At 69.5% G+C, this 25026-nt stretch carries 28 protein-coding genes and 2 pseudogenes; 11 read left to right on the plus strand and 19 right to left on the minus strand.

The features are described 5' to 3' along the window. The 4 genes from GA0070604_RS10570 to GA0070604_RS10585 all read left to right on the plus strand — a co-directional run bounded on the left by GA0070604_RS10570 (position 1) and on the right by GA0070604_RS10585 (position 3009). On the plus strand, positions 1-423 hold the full coding sequence (locus tag GA0070604_RS10570) for a hypothetical protein (RefSeq protein WP_141721263.1): 423 nt from the start codon (positions 1-3) through the stop codon (positions 421-423). 77 nt (positions 424-500) lie between these two features. After that, on the plus strand, positions 501-1745 hold the full coding sequence (locus tag GA0070604_RS10575) for an alpha/beta hydrolase (protein ID WP_208602008.1): 1245 nt from the start codon (positions 501-503) through the stop codon (positions 1743-1745). Between the two features lie 59 nt (positions 1746-1804). Continuing rightward, a complete protein-coding gene (locus tag GA0070604_RS10580; RefSeq protein ID WP_244161824.1) occupies positions 1805-2605 on the plus strand; it encodes a chitinase in 801 nt (266 codons plus the stop codon). Continuing rightward, positions 2602-3009 (plus strand): DUF4913 domain-containing protein, encoded by a 408-nt coding sequence (locus tag GA0070604_RS10585; protein ID WP_091117795.1) that lies wholly within the window; start codon positions 2602-2604, stop codon positions 3007-3009. The genes GA0070604_RS10580 and GA0070604_RS10585 overlap by 4 nt, the downstream gene beginning before the upstream one ends. Positions 3010-3052: 43 nt before the next feature. Here GA0070604_RS10585 and GA0070604_RS34135 read toward each other — a convergent pair. From GA0070604_RS34135 to GA0070604_RS10600, 3 genes and pseudogenes are all read right to left on the minus strand, one after another. Further along, positions 3053-3442 (minus strand): annotated as a pseudogene (locus GA0070604_RS34135) (NF041680 family putative transposase); the annotation flags it as partial. A 670-nt stretch (positions 3443-4112) separates the two neighbouring features. After that, positions 4113-4766, minus strand: coding sequence for a response regulator (locus tag GA0070604_RS10595; RefSeq protein WP_091117796.1), 654 nt, complete (start codon positions 4764-4766; stop codon positions 4113-4115). After that, positions 4754-6001, minus strand: coding sequence for a sensor histidine kinase (locus GA0070604_RS10600; protein WP_208602009.1), 1248 nt, complete (start codon positions 5999-6001; stop codon positions 4754-4756). Before GA0070604_RS10600 ends, GA0070604_RS10595 begins: the two co-directional genes overlap by 13 nt. 491 nt (positions 6002-6492) lie before the next feature. Here GA0070604_RS10600 and GA0070604_RS10605 point away from each other — a divergent pair, with 491 nt between their 5' ends. Further along, entirely contained in the window at positions 6493-7347 is an 855-nt protein-coding gene (locus GA0070604_RS10605; protein ID WP_091117797.1) for a CPBP family intramembrane glutamic endopeptidase, read from the plus strand. 159 nt (positions 7348-7506) lie between these two features. After that, complete coding sequence (locus tag GA0070604_RS32320) at positions 7507-7740, plus strand: hypothetical protein (RefSeq protein ID WP_091117798.1); 234 nt, start codon at positions 7507-7509, stop codon at positions 7738-7740. A 73-nt stretch (positions 7741-7813) separates the two neighbouring features. On the opposite strand, the gene GA0070604_RS10615 is transcribed toward GA0070604_RS32320, so the two are convergent. The 4 genes from GA0070604_RS10615 to GA0070604_RS34255 form a co-directional block, all read right to left on the minus strand. Continuing rightward, positions 7814-8539, minus strand: coding sequence for an alpha/beta fold hydrolase (locus tag GA0070604_RS10615; RefSeq protein ID WP_091117799.1), 726 nt, complete (start codon positions 8537-8539; stop codon positions 7814-7816). A gap of 230 nt (positions 8540-8769) precedes the next feature. Beyond that, positions 8770-9378 carry a hypothetical protein gene (locus tag GA0070604_RS10620; protein WP_091117800.1) on the minus strand — a complete coding sequence of 203 codons (609 nt, stop codon included), beginning with the start codon at positions 9376-9378 and terminating at the stop codon, positions 8770-8772. 1160 nt (positions 9379-10538) lie between these two features. Next, positions 10539-11384 (minus strand): alpha/beta fold hydrolase, encoded by an 846-nt coding sequence (locus GA0070604_RS10625; RefSeq protein ID WP_091117801.1) that lies wholly within the window; start codon positions 11382-11384, stop codon positions 10539-10541. Further along, the gene (locus tag GA0070604_RS34255) at positions 11315-11815 is read right to left on the minus strand and encodes an alpha/beta fold hydrolase (protein ID WP_377594162.1); all 501 of its coding nucleotides are present in this window, start codon (positions 11813-11815) and stop codon (positions 11315-11317) included. Before GA0070604_RS34255 ends, GA0070604_RS10625 begins: the two co-directional genes overlap by 70 nt. 23 nt (positions 11816-11838) lie before the next feature. Here GA0070604_RS34255 and GA0070604_RS10635 point away from each other — a divergent pair. Further along, positions 11839-12081 (plus strand): annotated as a pseudogene (locus GA0070604_RS10635) (GTP-binding protein); the annotation flags it as partial. Between the two features lie 502 nt (positions 12082-12583). Here the strand turns inward: GA0070604_RS10635 and GA0070604_RS10640 are convergent. Both GA0070604_RS10640 and GA0070604_RS10645 read right to left on the minus strand, forming a co-directional pair. Continuing rightward, positions 12584-12847, minus strand: a complete 264-nt coding sequence (locus GA0070604_RS10640; RefSeq protein WP_091117802.1) for a type B 50S ribosomal protein L31 — start codon at positions 12845-12847, stop codon at positions 12584-12586. After that, positions 12844-14145 (minus strand): CobW family GTP-binding protein, encoded by a 1302-nt coding sequence (locus GA0070604_RS10645; RefSeq protein ID WP_208602010.1) that lies wholly within the window; start codon positions 14143-14145, stop codon positions 12844-12846. Before GA0070604_RS10645 ends, GA0070604_RS10640 begins: the two co-directional genes overlap by 4 nt. 367 nt (positions 14146-14512) lie before the next feature. Here GA0070604_RS10645 and rpmB point away from each other — a divergent pair, with 367 nt between their 5' ends. Genes rpmB through rpsN form a run of 3 tightly spaced genes read left to right on the plus strand, consistent with a single transcriptional unit; the run spans position 14513 to position 15223 of the window. Further along, a complete protein-coding gene (gene rpmB, locus GA0070604_RS10650; protein ID WP_091117804.1) occupies positions 14513-14749 on the plus strand; it encodes a 50S ribosomal protein L28 in 237 nt (78 codons plus the stop codon). Further along, the gene (rpmG, locus tag GA0070604_RS10655) at positions 14749-14916 is read left to right on the plus strand and encodes a 50S ribosomal protein L33 (protein ID WP_089006390.1); all 168 of its coding nucleotides are present in this window, start codon (positions 14749-14751) and stop codon (positions 14914-14916) included. Before rpmB ends, rpmG begins: the two co-directional genes overlap by 1 nt. A gap of 1 nt (position 14917) precedes the next feature. Then, entirely contained in the window at positions 14918-15223 is a 306-nt protein-coding gene (gene rpsN, locus GA0070604_RS10660) for a 30S ribosomal protein S14 (RefSeq protein WP_091117805.1), read from the plus strand. A 424-nt stretch (positions 15224-15647) separates the two neighbouring features. Here the strand turns inward: rpsN and GA0070604_RS10665 are convergent, their stop codons facing one another. From GA0070604_RS10665 to GA0070604_RS10695, 7 genes are all read right to left on the minus strand, one after another. After that, complete coding sequence (locus GA0070604_RS10665; RefSeq protein WP_167363422.1) at positions 15648-15932, minus strand: ArsR/SmtB family transcription factor; 285 nt, start codon at positions 15930-15932, stop codon at positions 15648-15650. Continuing rightward, complete coding sequence (locus GA0070604_RS10670; protein ID WP_091117807.1) at positions 15929-16759, minus strand: metal ABC transporter permease; 831 nt, start codon at positions 16757-16759, stop codon at positions 15929-15931. The genes GA0070604_RS10665 and GA0070604_RS10670 overlap by 4 nt, the downstream gene beginning before the upstream one ends. Then, entirely contained in the window at positions 16756-17622 is an 867-nt protein-coding gene (locus GA0070604_RS10675; RefSeq protein WP_091117808.1) for a metal ABC transporter permease, read from the minus strand. The genes GA0070604_RS10670 and GA0070604_RS10675 overlap by 4 nt, the downstream gene beginning before the upstream one ends. Next, a complete protein-coding gene (locus GA0070604_RS10680; protein WP_244161825.1) occupies positions 17619-18398 on the minus strand; it encodes a metal ABC transporter ATP-binding protein in 780 nt (259 codons plus the stop codon). Before GA0070604_RS10680 ends, GA0070604_RS10675 begins: the two co-directional genes overlap by 4 nt. After that, on the minus strand, positions 18391-19335 hold the full coding sequence (locus GA0070604_RS10685) for a metal ABC transporter substrate-binding protein (RefSeq protein ID WP_244161826.1): 945 nt from the start codon (positions 19333-19335) through the stop codon (positions 18391-18393). Before GA0070604_RS10685 ends, GA0070604_RS10680 begins: the two co-directional genes overlap by 8 nt. Before the next feature lie 102 nt (positions 19336-19437). After that, positions 19438-20160, minus strand: coding sequence for a TIGR03943 family putative permease subunit (locus tag GA0070604_RS10690; protein ID WP_167363423.1), 723 nt, complete (start codon positions 20158-20160; stop codon positions 19438-19440). Next, entirely contained in the window at positions 20157-21161 is a 1005-nt protein-coding gene (locus tag GA0070604_RS10695) for a permease (protein WP_091117811.1), read from the minus strand. The genes GA0070604_RS10690 and GA0070604_RS10695 overlap by 4 nt, the downstream gene beginning before the upstream one ends. A 577-nt stretch (positions 21162-21738) precedes the next feature. On the opposite strand from GA0070604_RS10695, the gene GA0070604_RS10700 reads away from it, so the two are divergent. Continuing rightward, positions 21739-22131 (plus strand): Fur family transcriptional regulator, encoded by a 393-nt coding sequence (locus GA0070604_RS10700; protein WP_167363424.1) that lies wholly within the window; start codon positions 21739-21741, stop codon positions 22129-22131. Positions 22132-22569: 438 nt separating this feature from the next. Here GA0070604_RS10700 and GA0070604_RS33465 read toward each other — a convergent pair whose 3' ends face one another. The 3 genes from GA0070604_RS33465 to GA0070604_RS10715 all read right to left on the minus strand — a co-directional run bounded on the left by GA0070604_RS33465 (position 22570) and on the right by GA0070604_RS10715 (position 24918). Next, positions 22570-23046, minus strand: coding sequence for a nucleotide-binding protein (locus GA0070604_RS33465; protein ID WP_244161827.1), 477 nt, complete (start codon positions 23044-23046; stop codon positions 22570-22572). A gap of 401 nt (positions 23047-23447) precedes the next feature. Further along, positions 23448-23840: an SCO5389 family protein gene (locus GA0070604_RS10710; protein ID WP_091117813.1), complete on the minus strand. Its 393-nt coding sequence runs from the start codon at positions 23838-23840 to the stop codon at positions 23448-23450. Between the two features lie 223 nt (positions 23841-24063). Next, on the minus strand, positions 24064-24918 hold the full coding sequence (locus GA0070604_RS10715; RefSeq protein WP_091117814.1) for a fumarylacetoacetate hydrolase family protein: 855 nt from the start codon (positions 24916-24918) through the stop codon (positions 24064-24066). Positions 24919-25026 lie beyond the last annotated feature (108 nt).

Consider the following 25026-nt stretch of genomic DNA (forward strand, 5'->3'; position numbering starts at 1 on the left):
ATGTCAACGCCGACCAAGCTGCCCTCATCTGCTCACGCGGAGCGGCCCGTCCGGCCCAGGTTCTTCGGCCTCATGAAGGCGAGTACGGCCTTCCTGTCCGCCGCGCTGCTGGTGCAGGGGATCACCGCCGGACAGCTGCTGTCCAACGGGGGCAGCCGCCAGTTGCACCATGCCACCGGCCCCATCGTCACGGTCGCGATGGTCCTGCAGATCATCGCCGCGCTCCTGGCGTGGCGCGCGGGCCACGGATCGGCGCGATACCCGGCCGTCAGCGCGCTCCTTTTCGTGCTGATCAGCGTCCAGTTCGTGGTCGGTGGGAGCGGCAACACTGCCGTCCACGTCCCACTCGGCGTGGCGCTGTTCGGCGCGAGCGCCATCCTGATGGCACAGGTATGGTCGGCCCGCCCCACCCACACCGACTGAACTGAGAGCCCGACTCACCCACCCACCCACCCACCCACCCACCCAGCTACGTCGTCGGCGCCGCGCACGGTAGGACCGTGACGTTCAATTTTTTGAGTTTCGGGGGTTTCATGCCCGTTGGTTATCTGATCACTGTGGCGTTCGTCGCGCTCGGCACGCTGTTCGCGCTGCGGCCGGTGCCGAGCTCGCGCCCGCTCGGCCGCCCGAGCTACTACGTCGGCCTGGCCGCCAACGAGCTGCCGTTCGCGGCTTTCTTCTGGATGTTGCTGCTGCCGACGGCGCTGGCGTTCGCCGAAGGTGACATCCACTCGGCGGGCGGCTGGGCGGTCGTCGCCCTGGCCGCCGTGACCGCGATCGGGCTTGCGGTCATCGCCTATCGCGCGCTGGGAGAGCGCGACAGGATCGAGCGCGCCATGGCCGACGGGCTCGGCGCCGGGTGGCGCACCACCCTCGACGCCGACCTCGCCGAAGGGCTGCGGCACCGCCGCCCGTGGGCCCGCATCGTGCTGCGGCCCATCTTCCGACGCCGGAGAGACGTCCGGCGCGTGGCCAACCTCGCCTACGGCGACGCAGGCCGCAGAAACCTGCTCGACGTCTACCACCACCGTTCACGACCCGAGGGTGCGCCCGTCATGATCCACCTGCACGGAGGCGGATACTCCGGCGGCCGCAAGAACAGCCAATCGCTGCCGCTGCTCTACCACTTGGCCAGCCGGGGCTGGGTGTGCATCAGCGCCAACTACCGGCTGAGGCCACAAGCCCAGCACCCCGACCACCTGATCGACCTCAAGAAGGTGATCGCCTGGGTGCGGGAACACGCCCACGAGTACGGCGCCGATCCGGCGACGCTGTTCGTGGCGGGCAGCTCGGCGGGCGGGCACATGGCGGCGCTGGCCGCGCTCACCCCAAACGACCCCGCCTTCCAACCGGGCTTCGAGGACGCCGACACCTCCGTTACCGCCGCCATCTACCTCAACGGCTGGTTCGGCGGCTACTGGGACCAGGGACCAGAGTCCTCGCCGCTGGCCCACATCACCGCGGACGCACCACCGTTCCTGGTGGCACACGGCGACCTGGACCCGCTGGTGCCGGTGGCCGACGCCCGGCATTTCGCCGACCAGCTCCGCCGTACCTCCACCAACGCCGTCGTCTACGCCGAGCTGCGCGGCGCCAACCACGCCTTTGACCTGTACCACTCCGTTCGCTTCGAGGCGGTCGTCGACGCGATCGAGGCCTTCACCGCCTGGGTGAGATCACGGCAAGGGCGGGCCGAACCCGGCGGCTTGATCGGCAGGACGAAGACGTCTGGTTCGCCTTCGTAGCCCAGGTCGGCCAGCGGCACACCGAACGCATAGAGTGCTGCTCTGGCTCAGTCCTCCAGGTGGAGTTGCTGGGTGCTGAGCCACCGGGCCAGTGCTGGCCGGTCCACGAGCATGATGCGGCACAGCAGCGCCACCTCCCGCGCCTGAGCGGTCGGGCGGCCGGTGGTCACCAGCAGCGCGACGTCGGCGCGGCAACTGCCCGCCAGGGCGGGACCACGCTGCTGAGCGCGTCGGAGTTCAACACGATGTTCCCCGGGCGGAACTCCTCCTATACATACGGGGGGCTGACCGACGCGATGGCCGTGTTGCCCGCCTTCGCCGCCACCGGCGACGAGCGGACCCGCAAGCGGGAGCTGGCCGCCTTCCTGGCCAACGTCGACCACGAGTCCGGTGGTCTGGCGTACGTCGAGGAGATCGACCGCGCCGCATGGGGCACCTACTGCGACGGCGGCCAACCCTTCGGCTGCCCCGCCGGGCGCAGCGCCTACCACGGGCGGGGGCCGATCCAGCTCAGCTGGAACACCAACTACAAGGCCGCCGGCGACGCGCTCGGGCTGGACCTGCTCGGCAACCCCGACCTGGTAAAGACCGACCCGTCGGTGGCGTGGCAAACCGCGCTGTGGTTCTGGATGACCCAGCCGGGCGCGGGCACCACGACCGCGCACGCCGCGATCACCGGTGGCGGGGGTTTCGGCGAGACGGTCCGCAGCATCAACGGGGCCCTGGAGTGCGGTGGTGGGAACGCCGCCCAGGTGCGGGCGCGGGTCGAGGCGTACCGGCGCTTCACCGCCGCCCTGGGTGTCGACGCCGGTGACGAGAGCGCTGACGTGCTGAGCGCCAAGTGGGAGTGGCAGGGATGACGTACCCGACTGGTCCGGAGGCCGCCGAGACGGCCAAGCCCTTCTTCATCCTTTATCTGGAGGGATCCGAGTACGCGGAGGAGTTGCGCCGGCTCAGCTACTGGGTGGAGGACCTGCTGCTGCCGGTGTACGGCGCCGAGGTCACCTCCAGCACCCCGTGGTGCCCTCGTTGGCGGGAGCACCCGGAAGCGATCGCCTACCTGCACGGGCTCTGGCTCGCCTGGCAGGAGCGCACCGGCCCGCGGGCGCAGCCGTCCGACCCGGCCACGTGGCACCAGAGCTACCTCTGGCCGACCATGGACGCGCTGCGTAGCCCCAACGGCCCCTTCGCCGGTTGCAAGCCCGGGGGCCACCGGCCCAAGGAACGCCCCCGGGTTGAGCGCGACGACGGTCCGGACTGCTGAGGGCACGCGCGGCGAGGACGAGATCGCGCTGCGGACCACACGGCTAGTGGTTCTTTTTAACCTTTGCGCTTTTGCTGGTCGGCTTGGGTGCGGGCGCGGTGGATGGTTTACCGACGTCGTGGCGGGGTGCGCGGTGTCGGTTGGGGCTGCCGGGTGGACGTCCGGGGCCTGGCCGGGCGGGTTTTGGTGCCTGCGCGGGATGGCTGGTCTTCGGCCGGAGGTTCCGAAATCCGCGGCGGACCCGGGCGGGGAAGCGTTCGGGTCGGGTCGGGTCGGTGCGTCGTTCCCAGGGACGATGCAGGTCGTCGGTGAGGCCGCGGGCCAGCCGTAGTTGGGTGTGTGCGGTGAGGATCAGCCAGGTCCAGGTGTCGGCCGCGTTCGGGTCGCGCAAGCGGGGTCGGGTCCAGCCGAGGGTCTGTTTGAGCAGCCGGAAGGCACACGAACGGTCCAGAAGGAGCGCTACGCGGTGGGGCCGCTGAGTGTGCCGACATGGGTCGGCGCGGAACAATGCCGTCCTGTAGCGGGAACCGGCCGCGAGCAGCGTCCTATCTCATGGCGGGCCCGGCGCGATGGTTTCGCACGTTCGCCGGCCCACCGGCCGGTCAACCGGGTGGCGCCTCGGGTTGACCGGCTGGTGCGCGATTACCAGGCTACGACGCCCTGGGCGCTCGGCTGGATGGTGCCGATCTGCAGCGACTTTCATGGTGATGGCCGAGGCTTCGGCGGGCGGGAACTCCGACAGCTCGGCCGGCGCGGGGCTGCCTCCGGGCAGAGCGACGGATCGGCCATCGCTTCGCTAAACCCAGCCGTACACGACCTCCAGGTACCTGCGGGTGGTCCGCCTGCTATGGGCGGTGAGTGTGATCAGCCGGGCACGCTGGTCGTGCGGGTCGACCACGGGATGGCTCGTCGGCGCGGGTGTGTTCCGCCTGTGTTGCGGCACAGCGGCACGCGGTGGGGAATTTGTCGTTGCCCTTTCAAGTACAGCGCGGGTCGCGACTGGGGGTGCGGCCGTCGCTGTCCGTGGTGCCTGGTCATTGCGCTGTCTGGTGAGGGTGTTGAGCGCATGGACGCTGAGGTGGAAGGAAGGAGAGTCTGGTGGGTCATTTCTTCGGCTGCGTTCCGAGGTAGGCGAGTACTGCGGTGACGCGGCGGTGGCTGCTGTCGTCCGGGGGCAGGTCGAGCTTGGCGAAGATGTTGCTGATGTGCTTGTGCACGGCGCGTTCGGTGATGTGCAGGCGGGCTGCGATTGTGCCGTTGGTGTGTCCCTCGGCCATGAGGGAGAGGACTTCCCGCTCGCGTGGGCTCAGTTCGTCCAGCCGGCTGGACGGGCGGTCTGCGACCAGTTGTGAGATGACCAGCGGATCGACGGCGGTGCCGCCGGCGGCGACGCGGCGCATCGCGTCGAGAAAGTCGTCGATCCGCGCTACCCGGTCTTTGAGCAGGTAGCCGACGCCGCCTTGACCGCCGGCGAGCAGTTCGGCAGCGTAGGCGCGCTCCACGTACTGGGAAAGCACGAATACTGGCAGATCGGGGTGGGTCTGGCGTGCGGCGCGTACGGCACGTAGGCCCTCGTCGCCGAAAGTGGGTGGCAGTCGGATGTCGACCAGGGCAATGTCCGGCCGGTGCTGGTCGACTGCGGCGAGGAACTCGTCGACCCGGTCGACAGCGGCGGCCACCTCGAATCCGGCGGTGGACAGCAGTAGCCCGAGTCCTTCCTGTAGCAGCACGTTGTCTTCGGCGATTACGACGCGCATGGCAGCTCTACCCGTAGTGTCGTCGGGCCGCCCGTTGGACTGTGCAGTGTCATTGTCCCGTCGAGGGCGGCGGCCCGGTCCGCTACACCGGCCAGGCCGGTTCCATGGTATGGGTCGGCTCCGCCGCGGCCGTTGTCGGTTACCTCTACCACCAACCGGTTGCCGCCCTGGTCGAGGGTCAGTGTGATCTCGGTGGCGCCGCTGTGTTTGACGACGTTGGTCAATGCCTCGGCCGCGACGAAGTAGGCGGCGCTTTCCACGGCGGCGGGCGGCCGTACCAGCGTGCCGATCGACGTGCGCACCGGCACGGGGGATTCGGCGGCAAGCGTCCGTACCGCCTCGGCCAGTCCCCGGTCGGCGAGGATCGGGGGGTAGATGTTGCGGACGACCTCGCGGAGTGCGGTCAGGGTCTGTTCGACGCCGGTGTGGGCCCGCTCGACGAGCTGGTTGGCGGTGTCTGGGTCGATGTCGCGTTGCCGTTGCGCGAGGCCCAACTGGATGGCCACGGCGACGAGGCGCGCCTGCAGGCCATCGTGTAGATCCCGCTCGATCCGGCGCAGCTCCGCTGCGTGGGCGTCCAGGGCACCCGCGCGTGTGGTCGAGAGCTGCTCGACCCGTGCGGTCAGGCAATCGCGGGCTGAGGGCGCCAGCATGGCCCGGTATGCCTTGGCCTGTGCTGCCGCGATCACCGGCCCGGCCCAGAGCAGCAGTGCCGTCGAGCCAGCGGCGATCGGCAGCGGCACGGCCAGCGCCCGCGTCCAGCTGTCGATCTTGACGAAAAAGTCGATCGGGGCGCCGTCCGGCACCCACCACACCAGCGCGACGACGGGTGCGGTGATTGCGCACAGCCATACGGCCAGACAGCACAGGGCCAGCGAGGTGCCGGCCAGAGCGTGCAGCACAAGCCATAGCAAGTCTCGCCAGGTCGCCGGGTCACGGGCCAGCGTGCGCAGCTGTGCGAACGAAGAACCGGAGAACTCGGCGTACCGCTGCGGCACCACACCCCCCAGCAGCCGCCCCGCCCGGCGCCGCTCGACGGCCGCCAACGACCGGACGACCCGTAGCGTTCCCGCCAGCAGCGGCACCCCGATCAGTGCAAGACACAAGGCTCCGGCCACCGCAAGGGCCAGCAACGCGCCGGCTGCGGCCACCGCCGTGACACCACCGCGCAACAGGTACGCAGTCGCCTGGGCCGCCCGTCGCATGATCCCATTGTCGTCGAGCAGCGCGACCATCACCTTGAAGCTGTCTCGTTGCTGCTCGTCGGCGTCATCCCCGACAGGCCGGCCACCATGGACACACGGCTGAGCTCGGCCGCCCGGATACGGTCGGCGACCGCGGGGAAAGGCGATGCCGACCCCCTCAAGCGCCCGCACCGCGATGTGCCGGGACCCGTAGACCCGGGGACAGCGCGCACCTCAAAAGCCGATTCGTAGCCATGACACCAAGTCCAGCGTGAAGAGTTGCCGGTCACAGTGACACCAGCTGGCGTCTTGAGGTGTAGCTGGCACCACCCCGCTTCCGGATGACCGCGACACTGCGCAGGCGTCTCATGCGCTCCTACCGTCATGCCCGGGTCGGCGCAGAAAGCGCCGTGGGACGGGCGACAGACGTATCGGAGGCGGGCGGCCCCGGGCCTAGGCGGGCCTTACACCGGCATCCATCACGACGTCCGACGGCGGCTGGCGAATACATCCGACAGGACACCTGATGATCGGCGGACCGAATGACTATCGTGATCGATGCACGAGTGGCGCCCCTCGGGGATCGCTTAAAAAGGCGGCAAGGCCTGACGGCTTTCTTGCTGATCTCGTTCGGCACCGCCTGGGGGTGGGAGGCGATGGCCCACCTGGTGCTTGGCTGGTCGCTGGTCAACCCGCTGGTGCAGGCGCCGGCCGGGTTCGCGCCGGCGATCGCGGCGCTGGTGGTCCGGCGCTGGGTCACCCGGGAAGGTTTCACGGACGCCGGCTCACGCCTGCGGCTGCGCACCGCCTGGCGGTACTACCTGCTAGCGTGGCTGGGCCCGCTCGGCGTCGCCGCTGCGGTGATTGGCCTCGCCGCGGCGACCGGGCGATGGGAACCTTCCTTCCGCCCGGTAGCGGACCTGATTCCAGGCGTGCCCGTCTGGGCGGTGCCCCTGCTGCTCTGTGTGCTCGCCCTGGTCGCCACCATCGTCTTCTGGGGTGAGGAGTTCGGCTGGACCGGCTATCTGCTGCTACGTATCTATCCCGGCCGTCCGCGCCGCGCCGCACTGGTAGCCGGCCTGATCGCGGCGGTCTGGCACTACCCACTGGCGCTGCTCGGCTACGTCGAATATCGCCCCCTGGCCATGGGCATGCTCGGATGGACGGCGTGGATCATGTGCCAGGAAATCATCCTGGCCTGGCTGCGGTCCTGCAGCCGCAGCGTCTGGCCAGCCTGCCTGGCGCATGCCGGCAACAATCTGGTGCTGGCCCCGCTGACCACCGCGCTGCTGCTCGGCCCGAGCGGCTTCGGCGAGAACGGCATACAACTGCTGGTGGTGCTGGTGCTGGCAACCGTCGCGGCCGGGCCGTTCCTGCAAGCCAGCCGGGAACAATGAGTCGAGGTTCCACGACAAGCGTGGCCGACGTCATCCGGACCGTCACCGCCAGCAACCGAACGCGAAGTACGGCGTGGTTCTGTTCGCCGTACTGCTGCTGGCCGGCTGGTGGATCGCCCGCCGCGCGGGTGAGCGGATGCCGGCGGCGGTGTAGCGCCGGTGGGCATGCTGCTCGCGGTGGCGGGGAACCAGCCGATCGTGTCCGCCGTGAACAGGCCGCGCCTCTACATGACGCTGTCGGGCATCCTGGTGCTGGCCGATCGGAGCACCGACCCGTCGTTCCCGTCGGACCACGCCACGATGGCCGGCGCGGTCGCGGCCGGCCTGCTGGCCGTGGCCGCCGCTGCGGTGATGGTCTCGCCCGGATCTACATCGGTGCGCACTACCCGGTGATGCGCCGGCTGGTGGGTAACCTGCGCAGACTTGGTTCCTGGGACGATGACTGGCAGGTCCCGGCGACGTCGGCTCATTGTCGTCTGCCTGCTTGACCTGCCGGCATTGCGGTCCGGGTTTCGGCTGCCGTCTTGATGAGCTGTGCGGTTTCGTCGGGGTGCGAGACCATCGGGAGGTGGCTGGATGCGACTTCGCTGGTGGTCGCGCCCATGCGGTTGGCGAACATGCGCTGCGCGTCCGGTGGGATCGCTTGGTCCTGGGTGGCGATGAGGTACCAGGACGGTAGCGATTTCCAGGCCGGAACGCCCATCGCTTCCGAGAAGGTTGAACTGGCAGTTGGCTGCTGTACGGCGTGCATCACCTTGGCCCGCACCGGGTCGACGTCGGCCGCGAAGTGCCGGACGAAGTCGTCCTGCTGCTGCCATATGAAGCCCTGCTTGTCGGTGAACAGGTGCGCCAGCGCCGGTGGTGTGGGTCCCTGCGACAGCAGCGCACCCAGCGATTCACCTTGGTCCAGCCCAAAAGCCGCGATATACGCCAGCCCGACCACGTTCGGCGCGTCGGTGCCGAGGGCGGTCATGATCTGGCCGCCGTAGGAGTGTCCGGCGACGATCGTTGGGCCGTCCTGCAATATTAGGACCTGGCGTAGCCGGGCGACATCTTCGGCCGTCGAGGACAGGGGGAACTGTGGGGCCGTCACGTGGTAGCCATCGGCCTGTAGACGCTCGATAACGCCGCTCCAGCAGGAGCCGTCGGCCCACGCGCCGTGGACGAGGACGATGTTCGGTCGGCCATTCATGTGGTTTCCTTCCCTACCGAATGGGGTGTTTGTTTCTGCCACGTTGGCTTCCAAGCGACGGCGGATATCCGTACGTTGACTGTGCCGGGCGCCCTAACTAGGTGCATTTAAGGCGTGAATACCAGATCGGCCTAGGCGTAAACGTGCGCGATCGAGAACCGAAGTACCGCGTCGGCGTACCCGAGCCAGACCCTCAAGCCCAGGCAGCGTCGTGCTCGGCCCAGCAATGATCAGCCGCCCAGCCACATTGAGGCCCGCTTGATGTGTGCGAGCTGTGCGGCGAAGGCGACCAGTGCGACCACCACACCGACCGCGATCGCCAACGTGGCGGATCCGCTGGCCACTCCGGCCAGCAGGGTCGCGCCCAGGCCGATCAACAGTGTGTTGACGGCACCCACCATGGCCGCCATGGTCAGTAGCAGTTGCCAGCGAGAGCGGCTGCCGCCAACCGCCGCCACGATCGTTTGCATGTCGCCGCCGCCGGTTACCGCGTCGGCGAAGAAGTCGTGCTCGCCGGCGAACTGGCGGTGGTAGTAGGCGCGAATACGCTGGATGCGCTTGAGATCCAGCGCGTTCTCTACCATGTTCTGCACGAGCCGGGCGAAGGTGAGCAGCCCAGTGATTATCAGGGCCGGCAGCACCGCACCAAGGTACGGCTTGATCAGGTGTCCGCTACTGGAAACGAAGCCCAGCCCGATCAGCGCGGCGGACAGCAGTGACAGGAACACCGTCGTCCGCCCGACGGACTCGGTGACTGTGGCGCCGCGCGAGGTCTGACGCACGAAGTGCTCAGTGGTCAGGGCGGTGAGCAGTCGCTGCTCGCGCGCCTCATCGTCCATGCCGTCGCCCCCTCCAGCGCTGCCCACCCCTCACATCACGGATGACAAGACCCATCCCCAGGTCAATCCACACTGCCCGAGCCTCTGTTGCTCAGGGCCGACCGAGGTGACGGACGACAAGACCAAGCCTCGATGATGGACGGGGCGGCCCGGGACTCGTAGATTCCGGCCGCCCCCTCACATCCTTGAGGACGAGGACCTGCACTCGCGGGACATCGCGGAAATTGGAAAGGCTGTGACCTCTCGGCCTCTCTGATGGTGAGTTCAGGGCACCGCCCGAAGCGTGATGAACCATTACTGGTGACGTGCACCGGACTGACCGGCTCATGCGTGGATGGACAAGACTTTGGGGCCGCTGGAGTGCGTCGCGGCGGAGCGGAATGGCGCATCGCCGACCGCAATCCGCAGCGCTTCATGCTTCGGGTCCTGGCCGCACGGCAGCCAGTCGAACGGTGGTGATCCGGACTCAAAGCGAATGACGGGGCTGTTTGCGCACTTTATGTGTTGATGCTTAGACGACGAAACCTACCGGCCAGCCCCGGCATCGTCGTCGGTTGTGGTCACGACACGCGCTTCGAGGTGCCCGTCCCCACACACCTGTTCTGCGGCGGCCCGGCGTCATCGTCACCCACCACGGCACCCTCACCGATGCGCCTAGCTGTACCAGCGCTTCGACCGCCGCGACGATGTGATCAAAGCGATGCTGCGCCCCTGACGGGGCGACGCGGGCCGGCGACCAGGCTTCCGAGCGCTCGGCGGGACCGTACGGATCACCGGCGGCCAAGCGGAACAGCACGACTTTGGCTGGCCCTGGACGGGTCAGGGGCACCCACATCGCCCCTTACTACTCGTGAGAACCTACAGCTGCGCCTTTTCGAGCGCTTCCTGAAGGCGGAGGCATGCCACCGGACGGCCGGGGCAGCCCTGGCGACACACGACTGCATTCGCTAGCGGTTTCGTGAGGAGTTGGGTGCGGACCCGTAGCACGTGCTCGTCGATGCCCAACGGGTGGTCCTCGCCGAGGCAACGGCTTCCCGACATCGCAGCGGCCAACCTCATCCGCTCGCAGCGGGCATCAGACAAGATCAGCCCTGGCCTGCGTGCGCAGGCCAGGGCCGGCTATGTCCCGGCGGGATGCTGCCGGGCTCGGTTTCTTTGAGTCAGCTTGTCGCCTTGGCGGCCTGGTCGATCAGGTCCGCGACGACCTTCGGGTGGCTGAGCATCGCGCAGTGGGACGAGGTCGGCACCTCGACGACCTTGCGGGCGTTGGCGCGGCGGTACATCCAACGCTCAGCTGCGGGCGGAATGGCCTTGTCCTGACCGGCGACCAGCCCCCACACCGGGACCGTGTGCCACGCGGCAGCCGTCGTCGGGTAGGTAAAGGAGTCGGCGTCGAACGGTCGCTGGGTGGCCTGCAGGAGCTGGAAGGCGTGCTTGGAGATGTCCGCGGCGAACGCGGCCTGGCCGTTCGGGCTCAGGTACAGGTCGGTTCCGGTAGTGCCGTCGGCCTTCGTGTACGAGACCGGCACGCTGACGGGCAGGACCTCGCTGCCGGGGAACTTGTTGATCAGGTCACCCTGCGTCTCGCCGACGTCGGGCACGAACGCGGCGATGTAAACCAGCGCCTTGACGTTGCTCTTGCCGGCCGCGGCGTTGGTGATGACGGTGCCACCCATGGAGTGGCCGACCAGCACGACCGGCCCGGGGATGGAGTCCAGCAGACTCGCGATGTACGGGGCGTCGGTCGGGATACCTCGCAGCGGGTTCGCCCCGCAGATCGTGGTGTAGCCCTCGCCCTGAAGGTAGGCCAGGGTCTGGTTCCAGCACGACGAATCGGCGTACCCGCCGTGCACCAACACGATCGTCGGCTTGACCTTCGGGTTGGACCGGCCAGCCGTGGCCGCGGCCGCGGTGTCCGTACCGAACGGACTGGCCATCATCGCTGCGGCTCCGGCCACCGCCACGCCGGTCGCCAACAGGTCGCGGCGTGAAACATGTGCATCCATTGTGATCTCCTCACTCCTGCGAGCTGTGCTTGGTTGTTGGAACGGCAACAGCGGACGAACGCACCCGCTACATCAACGTCTGGCGAGCAAGCTGGGTGTGGCAGGGGGCAGCGGGCCGTGTTCGCGGCCTGGCGGATGAGGTCAGCGACCGCGCCCGGCTGGGAGACGTAGACGGCGTGGCTGCCGATCGCCTCGGTGGTGACCGCGCCGACGCGGGCGGCCATCGTCCGCTGGGCCGGTGGCGGGATCATGTGGTCGTTGGTGGCGACGAGGTAGAACGCGGGCTTGGACCGCCACGCCGGCTCGGTCACGACGCCGCCGAGGGCGGCGACGTCCCACGGGACCTGCGAGTCGGCGAGGAAGGCGCGTCGGCGGCGGGCAGGTCGGCGGCGAACGAGCCGGCGAACTTCGAGCGGTCGAGGAACAGCCAGCCGGCGCGGGGCGGCAGGATCGGCGTGCCGAGCTGGAGTCCCGCTGGCACCCGGTCTTCGGCGACCGGCAGCAGGAACTGGTGCTCATCGGAGTGGGCCTGGACGGCGACGGCCTGCGGAACGCACTGGCCGCCTGCCTGCTGACCGACCGGGAGATCACGGCGGGGGAGGACGCTTGGCGGGACCCGCCCGACCCGTTCCCCGAATGGGATCTCGGCGACCTGCACGACCACGACCTCGCGGAACCGGTTTGGGTTCCGGCTTGACGATGCCGACCACACTCACCGCCGACGAGGCCTGGCCGCCCTGCTCGCCGCCGGGGGCGCCGTCCCGGTGGGCGTACGCCACCGGCGCCGCAGACGGCCGGCGGCCGACAGCTGCTGCGATCGGGCTCTGCTCTCGTCGGCGACGCCATGCCGGCTGCACCGGCCGCCGTGCCGGTGCAGCCGGCCCTGACCATGCCCTGGTGGCCGCCGGCCTGACCACGAGCACTGCTGCGCCTCGCGCGGCGTGCAGGCGCAACTCCAGGCGGTCCAACGGCTCAGGGTCGATGATGGGCGGAAGAGCTGCCTTCGACCAGGGTGAGCTGCCCGTCGGCCCCGGCCGAGGCCAAGTGTCGGGCCACGGCGAGGTCGTGCTCCGGTTCGGTAGCCGGTGCCGCCAGCGAGCCGATCGCCAGGTGCGACCAACTTGCGGGCGGCTGCCGGTCGTCTGCGGCGGCACCGACAAGGCGGGGGGCCTGCCCTGCCCAGTCGGTGCGCGCTGTGCTCATCGCGACTGCTGCGGGCCGCGGCGGGCGTATTTGGCGTGGAACTTCTCCACCCGGCCCTCGGTGTCGAGTAGGCGTTGCTTGCCGGTCCAGAAGGGGTGGCTGGCGGAGGAGATCTGCACGTCGATGACGGGGTAGGTGTTGCCGTCGGTCCAGTCGATCGTCTGGTCGCTGGTGGCGGTGGAGCGGGTGAGGAAGGCGAAGTCGGCGGCGCGGTCGCGGTAGACGACGGGTTTGTAGCTGGGGTGGATGTCGGGCTTCATGCGGGTTCTCCTTGAGTGTCGGTGTCGGTGTCGGGTGGGTTGAGGCCGGCGAGCGGGAAGCAGCCGGTGAAGGGGTCGTCGTAGCCGCGCCAGGTGTCCTCGCCGTCGGCGAGTTCGGCGTCGGTGAGCAGGCAGCTGGCGAGGGTGCGGTGCAGGCCGGCGGGGTCGAGGTCTAGGCCGATGAAGACGAGATGCTGGTGCCGATCGCCGTAGTAGGGGTCCCAGTCGAGGGTGGCGGCGAGCCGGCGGTGGTCGGACACCTCGTCCCAGTGCGGGTCGGGGAGGGCGGCCAGCCAGCGGCCGAGGGAGCCGAGGCTGAGGCCGCCGCCGGCGAAGTCCCAGGCGATGACCGTGTCCGGTTGGCTGGCCAGCCACAGGTGCCCCCGGGAACGGATCACTTCGGTGTTGACCTCCTCGAGGACGTCGTGCAGCCGTCGTGGGTGGAAGGGGCGGCGGGCGCGGAAGACCACGGACACCACTCCGCAGTCGGGGTGTGGATCGTGCAGGCCGAGGCGGTGGCCCTCCAGCCCGCGGGTCAGGACGCCGGGGGTGTCGGGGCGGTGCCGGCGGGTGCCGCGCAGCTCGCGGGTCAGCGCGCCGGCGTCGACCAGGTCGCCGTCGACCCGCACCTGGGTCGCCCATGGCACCATGCGCTCCAGCAGCACCGACAGCCGGCTGGTGTCGTATGCGCCCTCTCGCGACTGTCCCCACAGCACGAGGGTGTCGGCGTACTCGATCTGGCGGACGATGACGTCGGCGAGCCCGCGGTGGTCGTTGTCGGCGGCGTGGATGCCGAGGGTCTTGAGGTCGTCGGTGCTGGCCAGCCCGTCGAGCAGGTGCTCGGCGTCGACGACGGTGACGTACGAGTCGACGTGCAACAGGTCGGTGATCGGCGCGCCGTCGACCAGGCAGTGCGCGCAGACGGCGGCGACGGCTTCCGGCTCGACCACCTCCGGCAGCATCAGCAGCAGATCCCGGTGCGGGTGGGTGCGCGCCAGCCGGGCGAGGGTTGGCAGCACGTCCTCGCGCAGGGTGCAGGAGACACAGCCGTGCGCGAGGGTGATGCGTTCGTCTTCGAGTATTCCCTCGCTGTCGCGCACGATCCGGTGGACGGTTCCGGTGCCGAGGCCGGCGAGGTCGTGCCGGATCAGCAGCAACGACGGGTCCGCTGCGAGCAGGCTACGGGCTACGGCGTACGTGGCGGACGGCCAGAAGCCACTGAGCACGGTCAACGACGGTCGGGCGTCGGACGCCGGAACTCCGGCGTTGGCCGGTGCGAGCGGGGACGTCGACATCACAGTCCTCTCGACTAGTTGAAAACGATTGTCATTATAGGCACGTGGTCGACGGCGAGTCGCAGGTGAGGTCCTCTCGCACGAAACGCCACGGCGGCTCGGTGGCGTCGGTGACGCAGGGGTCGCAGTGCGGTGTCACATCCCGGCGTCTGGTCGGCATGGACGTGGCCCGCTTCGCCGCCGAGCCCGCTCGCCTCTTCGTGGGCCCACGACTCTGCCGGCCGTCCGGCTTTCTGGCCAATGCCCTGGAGGTGCTGGCCCCGGCTCGTCAGTGCCGGTCGAGGTCGTTGGGGACCCCGAGTGGAGACCGCCGATCAGCCACGGTAAGAATGAAAACCATTATCGTTATGGCAAGCCTTGAGGAGTACTTGTGTCCCGTCGCTGTGATGTCACCGGCGCAAAGCCGAGCTTCGGCAACGCCGTGTCCCACTCCCACCGGCGCACCCGCCGCCGGTGGAACCCCAACCTGCAGAACCACCGCTACTGGCTGCCCTCGGAGCGGCGCTGGGTCCGCCTGACGCTCACCGCCAAGGCGCTGAAGACCGTGGACCGTAAGGGCATCGAAAAGGTCGTCGAGGAGCTGCGCGCCCGGGGGGTGACGGTCTGATGGCCCGGCAGACCGACGTCCGCCCGATCGTCCGGCTGCGCAGCACCGCCGGCACCGGCTACACGTACGTCACCCGCAAGAACCGCCGCAACGACCCCGACCGGATGGTGCTGCGCAAGTACGACCCGGTCGTCCGCCGGCACGTCGAGTTCCGAGAGGCGCGCTGACATGGCCCGCAAGAGCCTCGCGAACCGACAGGCCCGCCGCGCCGACCTGGTCACTCGCCACGCGCAGCGCCGCGCCGAGCTGAAGCGGACCATCGCTCACCCGGACACCGACCCGGCGGTGCGGGACGCCGCCGCCCGCCAACTGGCGCAGTTGCCCCGCGACTCCAGCCCGGTGCGGCTGCGCAACCGGGACGTCATCGACGGCCGACCACGAGGCGTGCTGACCCGCTTCGGGTTGTCGCGGGTGCGGTTTCGGGAAATGGCGCTGCGGGGCGAGCTGCCGGGGATCCGCAAGGCATCCTGGTGACGAAGTCGCCCACCACGCTGACGCCTGAATCGGCGACGTCGGCGCAACTTCATGCGGGTGTAAGACGAGGAATGACCGGGCCGTAGGCCGCGAAACACGGACGGGTTTCATCGAGTTGGAGGAGGCCGCCCGGCGTGGTGTTCGCGCCGGCGGCCGCCTCGATCGCCCTGCCGACCCGTACGAAGCGTGGTGGGTCAGCAGGAGGAGTAGTGAGTCCCGGACCGGCAACCCGTGACAGACCGCGCACCGAAGCTCCTCGGCCGGACGCGCGGATCGAGGCGCCGGCAACCCCTCGGCGACTCGGCATGGTCGAGGCGAGTCCGAAGTGACAGCCCCGACGCGGCGTGGCTCCTCGCCGGGCCGGGCACGGAGCCACGCCGCATCGACAGTTCGTTCGCGTCGGGCTCGTCGACGCCCGGCACGCTCACCTGCAGTGCTTGAGCACGGCCAGGACGAGAGAGACGGCGGGAACCGTGGTGAGCGCGTAGTGCATCCGGCCCTGCTTGCGGTAGCGGCGTACGAGGCGGGCGTGGCGTAGGTGCCGAAGCTGGTGCGACACGTGCGGGGCGGGTAGCTGCAGTGCGCCCGAGAGTTCGGTGACGCACGCGTCGGCTCGCGTGAGCTGCTGCAGGATGCGAATGCGCGCCGGGTGGGCGATGGTGCGGAGCAGCTCGCTGATCTCCTCGATCGAGGCGGGTTCGGCGGTCACGGCGCGGGGCGGGAAATCGTGCGGAACGCGTCGCGCAGGCGGTGTGCCGCCAGTGACATGAGCAGGACGGCGGCGGCGGTTAGCGAGATGCTGCCACCGGCAGCGACGTTCGACAGCCGGGAGAGCCACAGTCCCGCGGCGGCGCTGCCGGCGCCGAGCATGGCGGCGAGAGCGGTCATGGGGGCGAGGCGGTCGGTCCAGGCGCGGGCGGCCGCGGCGGGGGCGACGATGAGTGCCAGGGCGAGGATGGTGCCGACGGCGGGCACGATCGCGACGACGACGAGGTCGACCAGCAGCAGGAGAGCGAGGTCGAGCAGCCGGACGCGGTATCCGGCGGCGCCGGCGCCGGCGGGATCGAAACCGACGTACTGCAGGTGCCGGCCGCCGAGGGCGAGCGCCGCGGCGGTGAGTACCAGCAGGGCGATGGTCACGACCAGGTTCTCGGTGGTGACGGTGAGGATCGAGCCGACGAGGAAGGCGGACAGGTCTCGGCTGAAGCCGTTCTGGGTGGCGACCAGTGCGACGCCGAGCGCGAAGCCGGCGGAGAGGATGACGCCGGTGGCGGCGGTGGCCTCTTGGCCGCGGGTACGCGCCAGCACGGCGACGGCGGCAGCGGTCAGCAGGCCGGCGACCACGCCGCCGAGGTAGATGTTGATGCCGAGGATCGACGCGGCGACCACGCCGGGGAACGTGGCGTGGGCCATGGTCATGGTGAAGAACGACAGCCGGCGCAGCACGACGTGTACGCCGACCAGACCGGTGAGCACCCCGACGGCGACGGCTTCGATCAGGGCGCGGCCGAAGGCGTCCTGCGGCAGCCAGCTCACCGGGTCACCGTCGCGGGCGGGTGGGGTCGGCGGCGCAGCTGGCCGGCGAGCAGGGCGAGCAGGTAGCAGGCCACGAGGGTGAGCACCACCGCGGCGGCGGAGGTGAGCCGGACGCCGTATCGGACGGACGCGGTCCAGCTGGCCAGTAGGCCGAGGTAGGCGGCGAGGCCGGTGACGGCGGTGGCGATCACGGCCATGGCGGTGAGCCGGTCGGTCAGCAGGCGCGCGGTGGCGGCGGGCACGATGAGCAGGGCGATCACCAGGATGGTGCCGACGGCCTGTACGGCGGCGACGACGACCAGCGCGACGGCCGTGTTGAGCCCGAGATCGAGCAGGGTGAGGCGGTATCCGGCGGTGGCGGCGGCGATGGGGTCGAAGGCCCGCAGGATTAGCGGCCGGGCGGTGACGGCGAGGCCGATGAGCACGATCGCGGCCAGCACGGTGGTCTGGGCGAGCTGAGCGGGGGTGACGGTGAGCAGCCGGCCGAACAGGAACGCGGTCAGGTCGCTGGTGTAGGAGTGTTGACGGGAGACGAGCACCACGCCGAGCGAGAACATGGCGGTCAGCAGCACGGCCACCGTGGTGTCGTCGCTGAGCCGCCCCCAGCGGGTGAGCACGGTGAGCGCGACCGCGGTGAGCAGGGCGGCGACGAGCGCGCCGCCGGCGATGCCGGTCCAGCCGGCGACGAGGAATCCGATGACCACGCCGGGAAAGACGGTATGGGTCAGCGCGTCGGCGACGAAGGCCAGCCGGCGCAGGAAGACCAGCACGCTGACCGGCCCGCACACCACGGCGAGCAGGAGCAGTTCGGCGAGGGCGCGGCCCATGAACAGCACACCGAACGGCGCGACAAGATCACTCATGGCGTCACCGTCCGGGCCGCGCCGGCGTGCAGGTCGGCGGCCTGGCTGCCGTAGCCGTAGGTGCCGGGTAGCTCCGCGAGGATCTGTTTGGTGGGGCCGGTGACGACGCGGCCGCCGTGGATGAGGCAGGCGGTGTCGGCGAGGTCGCGGGCCAGGCGCAGATCGTGGGTGCTGAGCAGAACGGCGGTGCCGGCGGCGGCGAGGTCCCGCAGTTGGGTCACGATGACGTCCTGGCTGGTGACGTCGAGACCGTTGAAGGGTTCGTCCATGAGCATCAGTCGGGTCTGGGCGGCGATGGCGCGGGCGAGCAGGACCCGTTGGCGTTGGCCTCCGGACAGCAGCCCGAAGCGGGTGAGTGCCCGGTCGGCCAGCCCGACTCGCTTTAGCGCGTCCGTGGCGATGGCGCGGTCGGTCGCGCGGATCTGCCGTAGCCAGCGGGTGGGCCGGTAGCGGCCCATGAGCACGACGCCGGCGGCGGTGACGGGGAAGTCCGCGTCGAGGGTGTCGACCTGCGGCACGTAGGCGGCTGCGCCGCGGGCCTGCCGGGCCGGCCGTCCGGCGACGGTGATCGCGCCGGCGAGGACGTCGGCGAGCCCGACGACGGCCTTGATGAGGGTGGACTTTCCGGCGCCGTTGGCGCCGACGAGGGCGACGATCTGGCCGGGCTCCACCGTGAGGTTCACGTCGGTGAGGACAGCGCGGCGCCGGTAGCCGACGCTCGCCTGCGCGAGGTGCAGGGCAGCGTCGGCCACCGGCGGGCTGGTGGGCTCAGCCACCGAGGGCCGCCACGATGGTGTCGGTGTTGTGTTCCTCGGCGCCCAGGTAGGTGCCCTGGGGGGTGCCTTCGGGGCCGAGGCTGTCGCCGTAGAGGGCATCCTCCCCGCCGACCACCTTCACGCCGGCCTGGCGGGCGATCGCCTCGGCGGCTTTGGGCGGCAGGGAACTCTCGCTGAAGATCGCCTTGGTGCCGGTGGCCTTGATCTTCGCCACCAGGTCGTTGATCTGGGTGGCGGACAGTTCGGCGCTGGTGTCCAGGCTGGGGATCACCGCGCCGATGAACTGCAGCTGGTAGCGGTCGATGTAGTAGCCGAACGCGTCGTGGTTGGTGACCAGCTTGCGGGCGTCCGCCGGCAGGGCGGCGAACTTGCGCTCGTTGTCCGCGTCGAGCTTGTCGAGCTTCGCCGCGTACGCCTGGAAGTTCGCGCGGTAGGTGTCGGCGTGGTCGGGGTCGGCGGTGACGAGGGCCTTCTCGATGTTCTCCGCCATGATCTTTGCGTTGCGGGGGTTGTGCCAGATGTGCGGGTCGCCGTCCTTCGTCTCTTCGTCGTCGGGGTCGCCCTTGCGCAGGGCCACTCCCTGTGAGGTGTCGACGACGGTTCCCTTGAAGCCGGCCGAGGAGATGGTGTCGTCGAGCCATTCCTCGAGTCCGACGCCGTTCTTGATGACGAGCTTGGCGGCCCCGATCGCCTGGATGTCGGCGGGGGTGGGCTCGTAGTCGTGGGGGTCGACGTTCGGCTTGATGATCTGGGTGACGCTGGCGGCGTCGCCGCCGACGTTGCGCGTGAAGTCGGCGACCTCGGGCGTCGTGGCGACCACGGCGATGGTGCCGTTCTTCGCCGCGGTCGCGGTGCCGGTGTCGGCACCGCAGCCGGCGACGGTGCCGATCGTCGCTATCGCCAGGACGGTGCCGAGCATACGGGTGGACAGGTTCACTACCGCTCCTTGCTCATCGGATGATCGGAACGGTAATCATTTGCAATAAGCACGTCTAGCTGTCAGGTGCTCATATCAGCACCCGTGCAACCATCGCCGGTCCTACTCGTACGGTTCGGCGGGCGCGCTGATCTTCTCCCAGGTACTCACCTCGAAGTAGGGGACGTCGGCGTCGTTGACGGGGTCCTTGACGGTGTGCGGGATCCACCGGCCGGTGGCCCGTACCCAGGTGTTCGCCGGTGCCTGCGGCACCTGGCCACGTAGGCCGATCTTGATGGGGACGCCGTCGGCGGCGCAGCAGGACAGCACGATGCGCGCGAGCATGGGCTGGCCGTCCGGCTCGGGAGCGATGAAGCCGGTCAACTGGATACGCCGGTCCTGCAGGGTCCGGCCGTGGTCATAGACGGCCCGGTAGCCGTAGTCGAGGAGGGCGAGGTCGGCCGGGTCGCCGGGCGGCAAGGGCGGGTAGGCGACGTCCCGGTTGTCGGCCAGGGCGGAACCGGCGCGTGACACGGTGTCGGCGCCAAGCGCCGGCGGGACGACGAAGAGCAGGGTGAGCGCCGGCGCCAGCAACAACCAGCCGACGCCCGGTCCCGAGCGGCCGTGACCGTGTCCGTCGTCGTCCGGCTTGGCCTCGGGCCGGTTGAGATGTCGCAACTCCTGCAGGAGTGCCACGATCGCGGCGATGACCAGCAGCGTTCCGGCGGCGATGAGGAAGGGCCGCAGTCCCTGTTTGACGTAGCGCAGGTACAGGTCGGTGATGCTGGCGCGCAGGATCGCGCCGCCGAGGAAGAGCATCACCATTGCCTGCGAGGCCCGATTCACCAGATCACCGTCCCGACCGTGGCCGCAACGAGTACGGCGAGGGCGAAGGTGGCCGGTGCGAACCGGGCGGCGAACCGTCGCCCGAACATGCCGGCCTGCATGGACACGAGTTTCAGGTCGACCATGGGACCGACCACGAGGAAGGCCAGCCGGGCGGTCAGGGAGAACTGCGACAGCGACGCGGCGACGAACGCATCCGCCTCGGAGCAGATCGACAGCAGCACGGCCAGCGCCGCGAGGGCGAGCACCGACAGCATCGGTCGGGCGGCCAGGTCGTGCAGGAGTTGCTGGGGTACGGCCACGTTGATGGTGGCCGCGGCCATGGCGCCGACGACGAGGAACCCGCCGGCGTGGATGATGTCGTGCCGGCAGGCGGTCCAGAACGCCGTCATCCGGGGCAGCCCGTCGAGGTGGGCACGGTGCGGCAGGCGAATCCACTCCGTGCGGCCCAGCCGCAGCCACAACCATCCCATCAACAGGGCGACCACCAGACCGGCACCGCCCCGGGCGACGACCATCTCCGGATTGCGCGGGAACGCGACCGCCGTGGCGGTGAGCACGATCGGGTTGATCGCTGGCGCGGCGAGCAGGAACGCCAACGCGGCAGCCGGGGTGACCCCGCGGCGGATCAGCGACCCGGCGATGGGCACCGAGCCGCACTCGCAGCCGGGAAGGACCACCCCGGCGACCCCGGCGACCGGAACCGCGAGCGCCGGGTGGCGAGGCAGGGCCCGGGCCCAGAACGAGCGCGGTACGAACACCGCGATGACAGCCGACAACACCACCCCGAAGACGAGGAACGGCACCGCCTGCACCATCACCGACACGAACACCGTCAGCCACGTCTGTAGACGCGGGTCGGCGACCAGCGCGCCGATCTGCCGGTGCAGGACGCCGACCAAGATGAGCAGGGCGACCAACACCTCGACCGAGCCGATCGTCCGCTCCCTGACAGGGGCGGTGGGCGGGGGGCCTGGGGTCGCCGAAACGGCTGGCGGGATAGGGGCTGCGGGCTCGGTCGTGCTCAGGGCGAATCACCTTCTCTGGCCAACGACCGCATCCTAATGTGATCGCCCCATTACAGAACGCTTAAAATGGGTGATGCTCATCCCGATTGGGAAGCCGGCGACGGGCATCGCGAATGGGATTTGTCTACGGCGCCGGTTGCCATGGCCCACGATCCCGCCTTCGTCGGGAATCAGGTTGAGCTCACCGCACGGCTGCGGCCGGGCAATGAGCGATGGCACTCGCCGTCGCCGTCTCACCGTGCCCGGGGCGGTAGCCGCGCTCGGGGCGGGGCAATGGAACGTTCCGGTGGTCGAAATCGGCGGTGTCTGTCGCCGCCGGCCGTCGACCTGTATCCAGGTGGGCGCTCGCCAACGGCTTGGAGTCGCTGGTTCTGCGACGGCTCCATTCGCTGGACCACGTTGTTAGCCGGTGATGACACGGGGTGTGAACATATGCGCAATGCATAATGGGTTCGGATGTCACGTGACCACCGACGTCACGGGAGGACAGGGAATCGGGCGTCGAGGCAGGCGCTGTGACGAGTGGAGACGGCGGACGGTGACCGAGGCGATGCCCACTACGACCCGCAATACCCGGCAACGTGCCGAGGTGTTGGCGCTGCTGCGCGAGGTGGAGGGCTTCCACAGCGCGCAGCAGCTGCACCAGATGCTCGTCGACCGCAAGGCGCGGGTCGGCCTGACCACCGTCTACCGGACGCTGCAGATGCTGGTGGACAGCGGCGAGATCGACTCGACACGGCTGCCGGGTGGGGAGTATCTGTACCGGCGGTGTAGCCAGAGCCGGCACCACCATCACCTGGTGTGCCGTGAGTGCGGCCGCGCGGTCGAGGTCGCGGGCCCGGCCGTGGAGCGGTGGGCCGACCAGGTTGCCAGCCAGCACGGTTACACCGACGTCGGCCACACCCTGGAGATCTTCGGCACGTGCGGTAAGTGCGCCGCCTGATCTGATCGGTGAGATCCGCTCCGGCTCGCTCGTTGGCCCACGCGGCGGCGTTGCGCCGGTGGAACTCATGCGCCCACTGGGTGAATGCCGCCCAGTCCTGCACCGTGTCGTCCACCGCCTTTACGAGCTGGGCGAGGGCTGCCTGGTTGGCGGGCTCGAACTCGGCCAGCGGGCCGACCGTGCCTCGCTCCGCCCGCCGCACGTAACTGGACCTGCTGAACCAGGTCAACAGGTCGCCGCCGACGTGCTCGCGGAGGAACTCCACGTCGCCGGCGTCCTCGACCTTGTTTCCGACCACCGACAGCGCCACGCCGTAGTCACGAGCGTAGCCGGCGTACTGCCGGTAGACCCCGACGCTGCGCACCGTCGGCTCGCACACCAGTACCGTGCGGTCGAAGCGGGTGAACAGCCCGGAGGCGAACGAGTCCGCGCCCGCGGTCATGTCCACCACGACGTACTCACCAGGCCCGTCGAGCATGTGATTGAGCGCAGCTCCACCGCCCCCACCTTCGAGTGGTAGCAGGCCACGCCGAGATCGTCCGCGGCGAACTCGCCAGTGACCGCCAACCGCACCCCATCGACCTCTCGCACGCAGGCGGCGTAGATCGGGTTGTCCTTGGCCACCCGCAGCAGCCGCGAACCGCGCCCCGGCGGAGTCGTCTTGACCATTCGATCCGCGCTGGTGATGCGAGGGTTAGCGCCGCGAAGGTAGCCCTTGATGGCTGACAGGTGCTCACCGAGCGGCCTCACCGGTGGCGGCGCGTCCGCGTCCCCGCCGAGGGCGGCAGCGAGGTGCTGGTTGATGTCGGCGTCGATGGCCAGCACCGGCAGGCACTGGCCGGCGAGATGCCGGGCGAACAGTGCGGCGAGCGTTGTCTTGCCGCTGCCGCCCTTGCCTACGAACGCGACCTTCACCGCTAACGCCCTCCCTCTCTATTGGAAACGGTTTCCATGAGCGGGAGCGTACGCGATGGGTCGGGCCTGCCGAGCGGTATCCGGGCGACTCGCCGCAACGATTCGCCACCGGGCAGTTCACCCACTTCTCGATCGTCACTACCTCCGGTGCAACACCTCGCCGCTGAACCGCCGTATGGTGCGTAGGTCGTCGCGCTGTCCCCGGTCACTTCGACCAGAAACAGCAGATGCCGCACACCGGGAAGTGCCACGGCCGCGTCCATGACCGGAGGCCTCCGCAGTCAGGCCGTAGCGGTGCGCGTCCGCCAATGCCTGCGCGTCCGTGCCGCCGGAGCGGTGCCCGGCAAGCAGGAACAGGTAACACTGGACCTGCTCGCCGGGCACGCGAGGTGCCGGGCGGTTTAGCAGCCACGCAGCTCTGGTGACTGGTTGAGCAGTTGTCCCCGGGTGGAGATGAACCTGCGGTACGTGTCGGAGTCCACAGCGCCCAGCCTGAACGCCGCCACCCGGTGGCAGTTCTGGAACGCCAACTTCACCCCGAAGTGCCGCTCCAGGCTCGCCCGGATGGCATCGCTGGCCAGTGCGCGCAGCAGCTGCCCGCGCTCCGCCTCGGTGGGCGGTGGCACGACGTTGTCGGCGAATTCGGTGTCAGACGATTCCAGGTCGGCGACCACACGACTGACGGTGTTCCAGGCGTACGGGAGGGAGTCCCGGACGCAGGCGACGAAGGCATCGTCGTCCACGGGGCCGGTCTCGGCGGCTTCGAACAGGGCAGGCGGCACGGTGAGAGACATGGTCCTCCTCAGGGCCTTAATGACCATGATTGCCGTTAGCGTTACGCTCCGAGCACATCACGTCACCAGGCCCAGGTCAACACTCGACACCTGTCCCGGCCCAGGTGGCCGCTGTTGGTCGTCTTTGCTCGGGCGGGCGCATCGCTAGTGCGGACTGATGCAAGCCGCTGCCCTGGATTACCGCGGCCCGGAGCGCGCATCCGCTCCGGGCCGCAGTGACGGCCTATACGCGGGCGACCACAGGAATCGTGAGCTCCCCGACCTGCGGAATCGTGAGGATCACGGTGTCGCCGGGCACAATCTGGCCGACGCCCTCGGGCGTTCCCGTCGCGATGATGTCGCCGGGCTGCAGCGTCATCACCTCCGAGTACACGGCGATGAGCTTCGCCACGCCATAGATAAGGTACGACGTGTTCGACTTTTGCCGCAGTTCGCCGTTGACCGTGAGCCAGAAATCGAGGTGCTCCGGGTCGGGTACCTCGTCGGCAGTCACGATGAACGGGCCGATGGGGGTGAAGGTGTCCATCGACTTACGGAAGGAGCGGTCCTCCTCGCCGCGCAGGGTGATGTCGAGGAGGGGCGTGTAGCCGAAGACGTGGTCCAATGCTTCGGCCTCGGACACGCGCGACGTCGTGCTGCCGATGATCACGCCGAGTTCGGCCTCGTGGTCGAAGCGGCGGTCCGGCCACGGCAACTCGATCGCGCCGTCGGGGCCGGTGATGGATGTGGAGGCCTTCAGGAAGCCCTTGCGGACCTCGGCGGTGAGGATCTCGCGGCCTTGGTAGACACCGCTCTCGCCGCCCATCTCCGCCTGGTGCTTGTGGTAGTTGACCGGGGCGGCCACGATGTTGCGCGGGCGGGGCTGCGGCGCGCGCAGGGTGACGTCCGCTTGGGGCGTGCCGCCTCCGGTGGCGACGCGCTCGTGCGCGACCGGGCGGGCGGCGTGCCACCTGGTGATGAGTTCGTTCATCCGCTCCGGGACGGGCGTGTTCGGGGGGACGAGATCGGTCAGGTCGACGATCGTGCCGTCGATGGCGAGGGCCCCGAGCCGGTCGTCGGCGTAAACGCAGACACGCATCAGGCGTTCCCCGCTCACGCCACAGGCCGAGCGCGGTGATCGCCGGGCGGTCGGTGTAGGAGAACAAGATCGCGTCCTCGCCGGTCGGGTTGTGGTGGGAGTGCTCGT

This window comes from Micromonospora eburnea (genome assembly GCF_900090225.1).
Taxonomy (GTDB): Bacteria; Actinomycetota; Actinomycetes; order Mycobacteriales; family Micromonosporaceae; genus Micromonospora; species Micromonospora eburnea.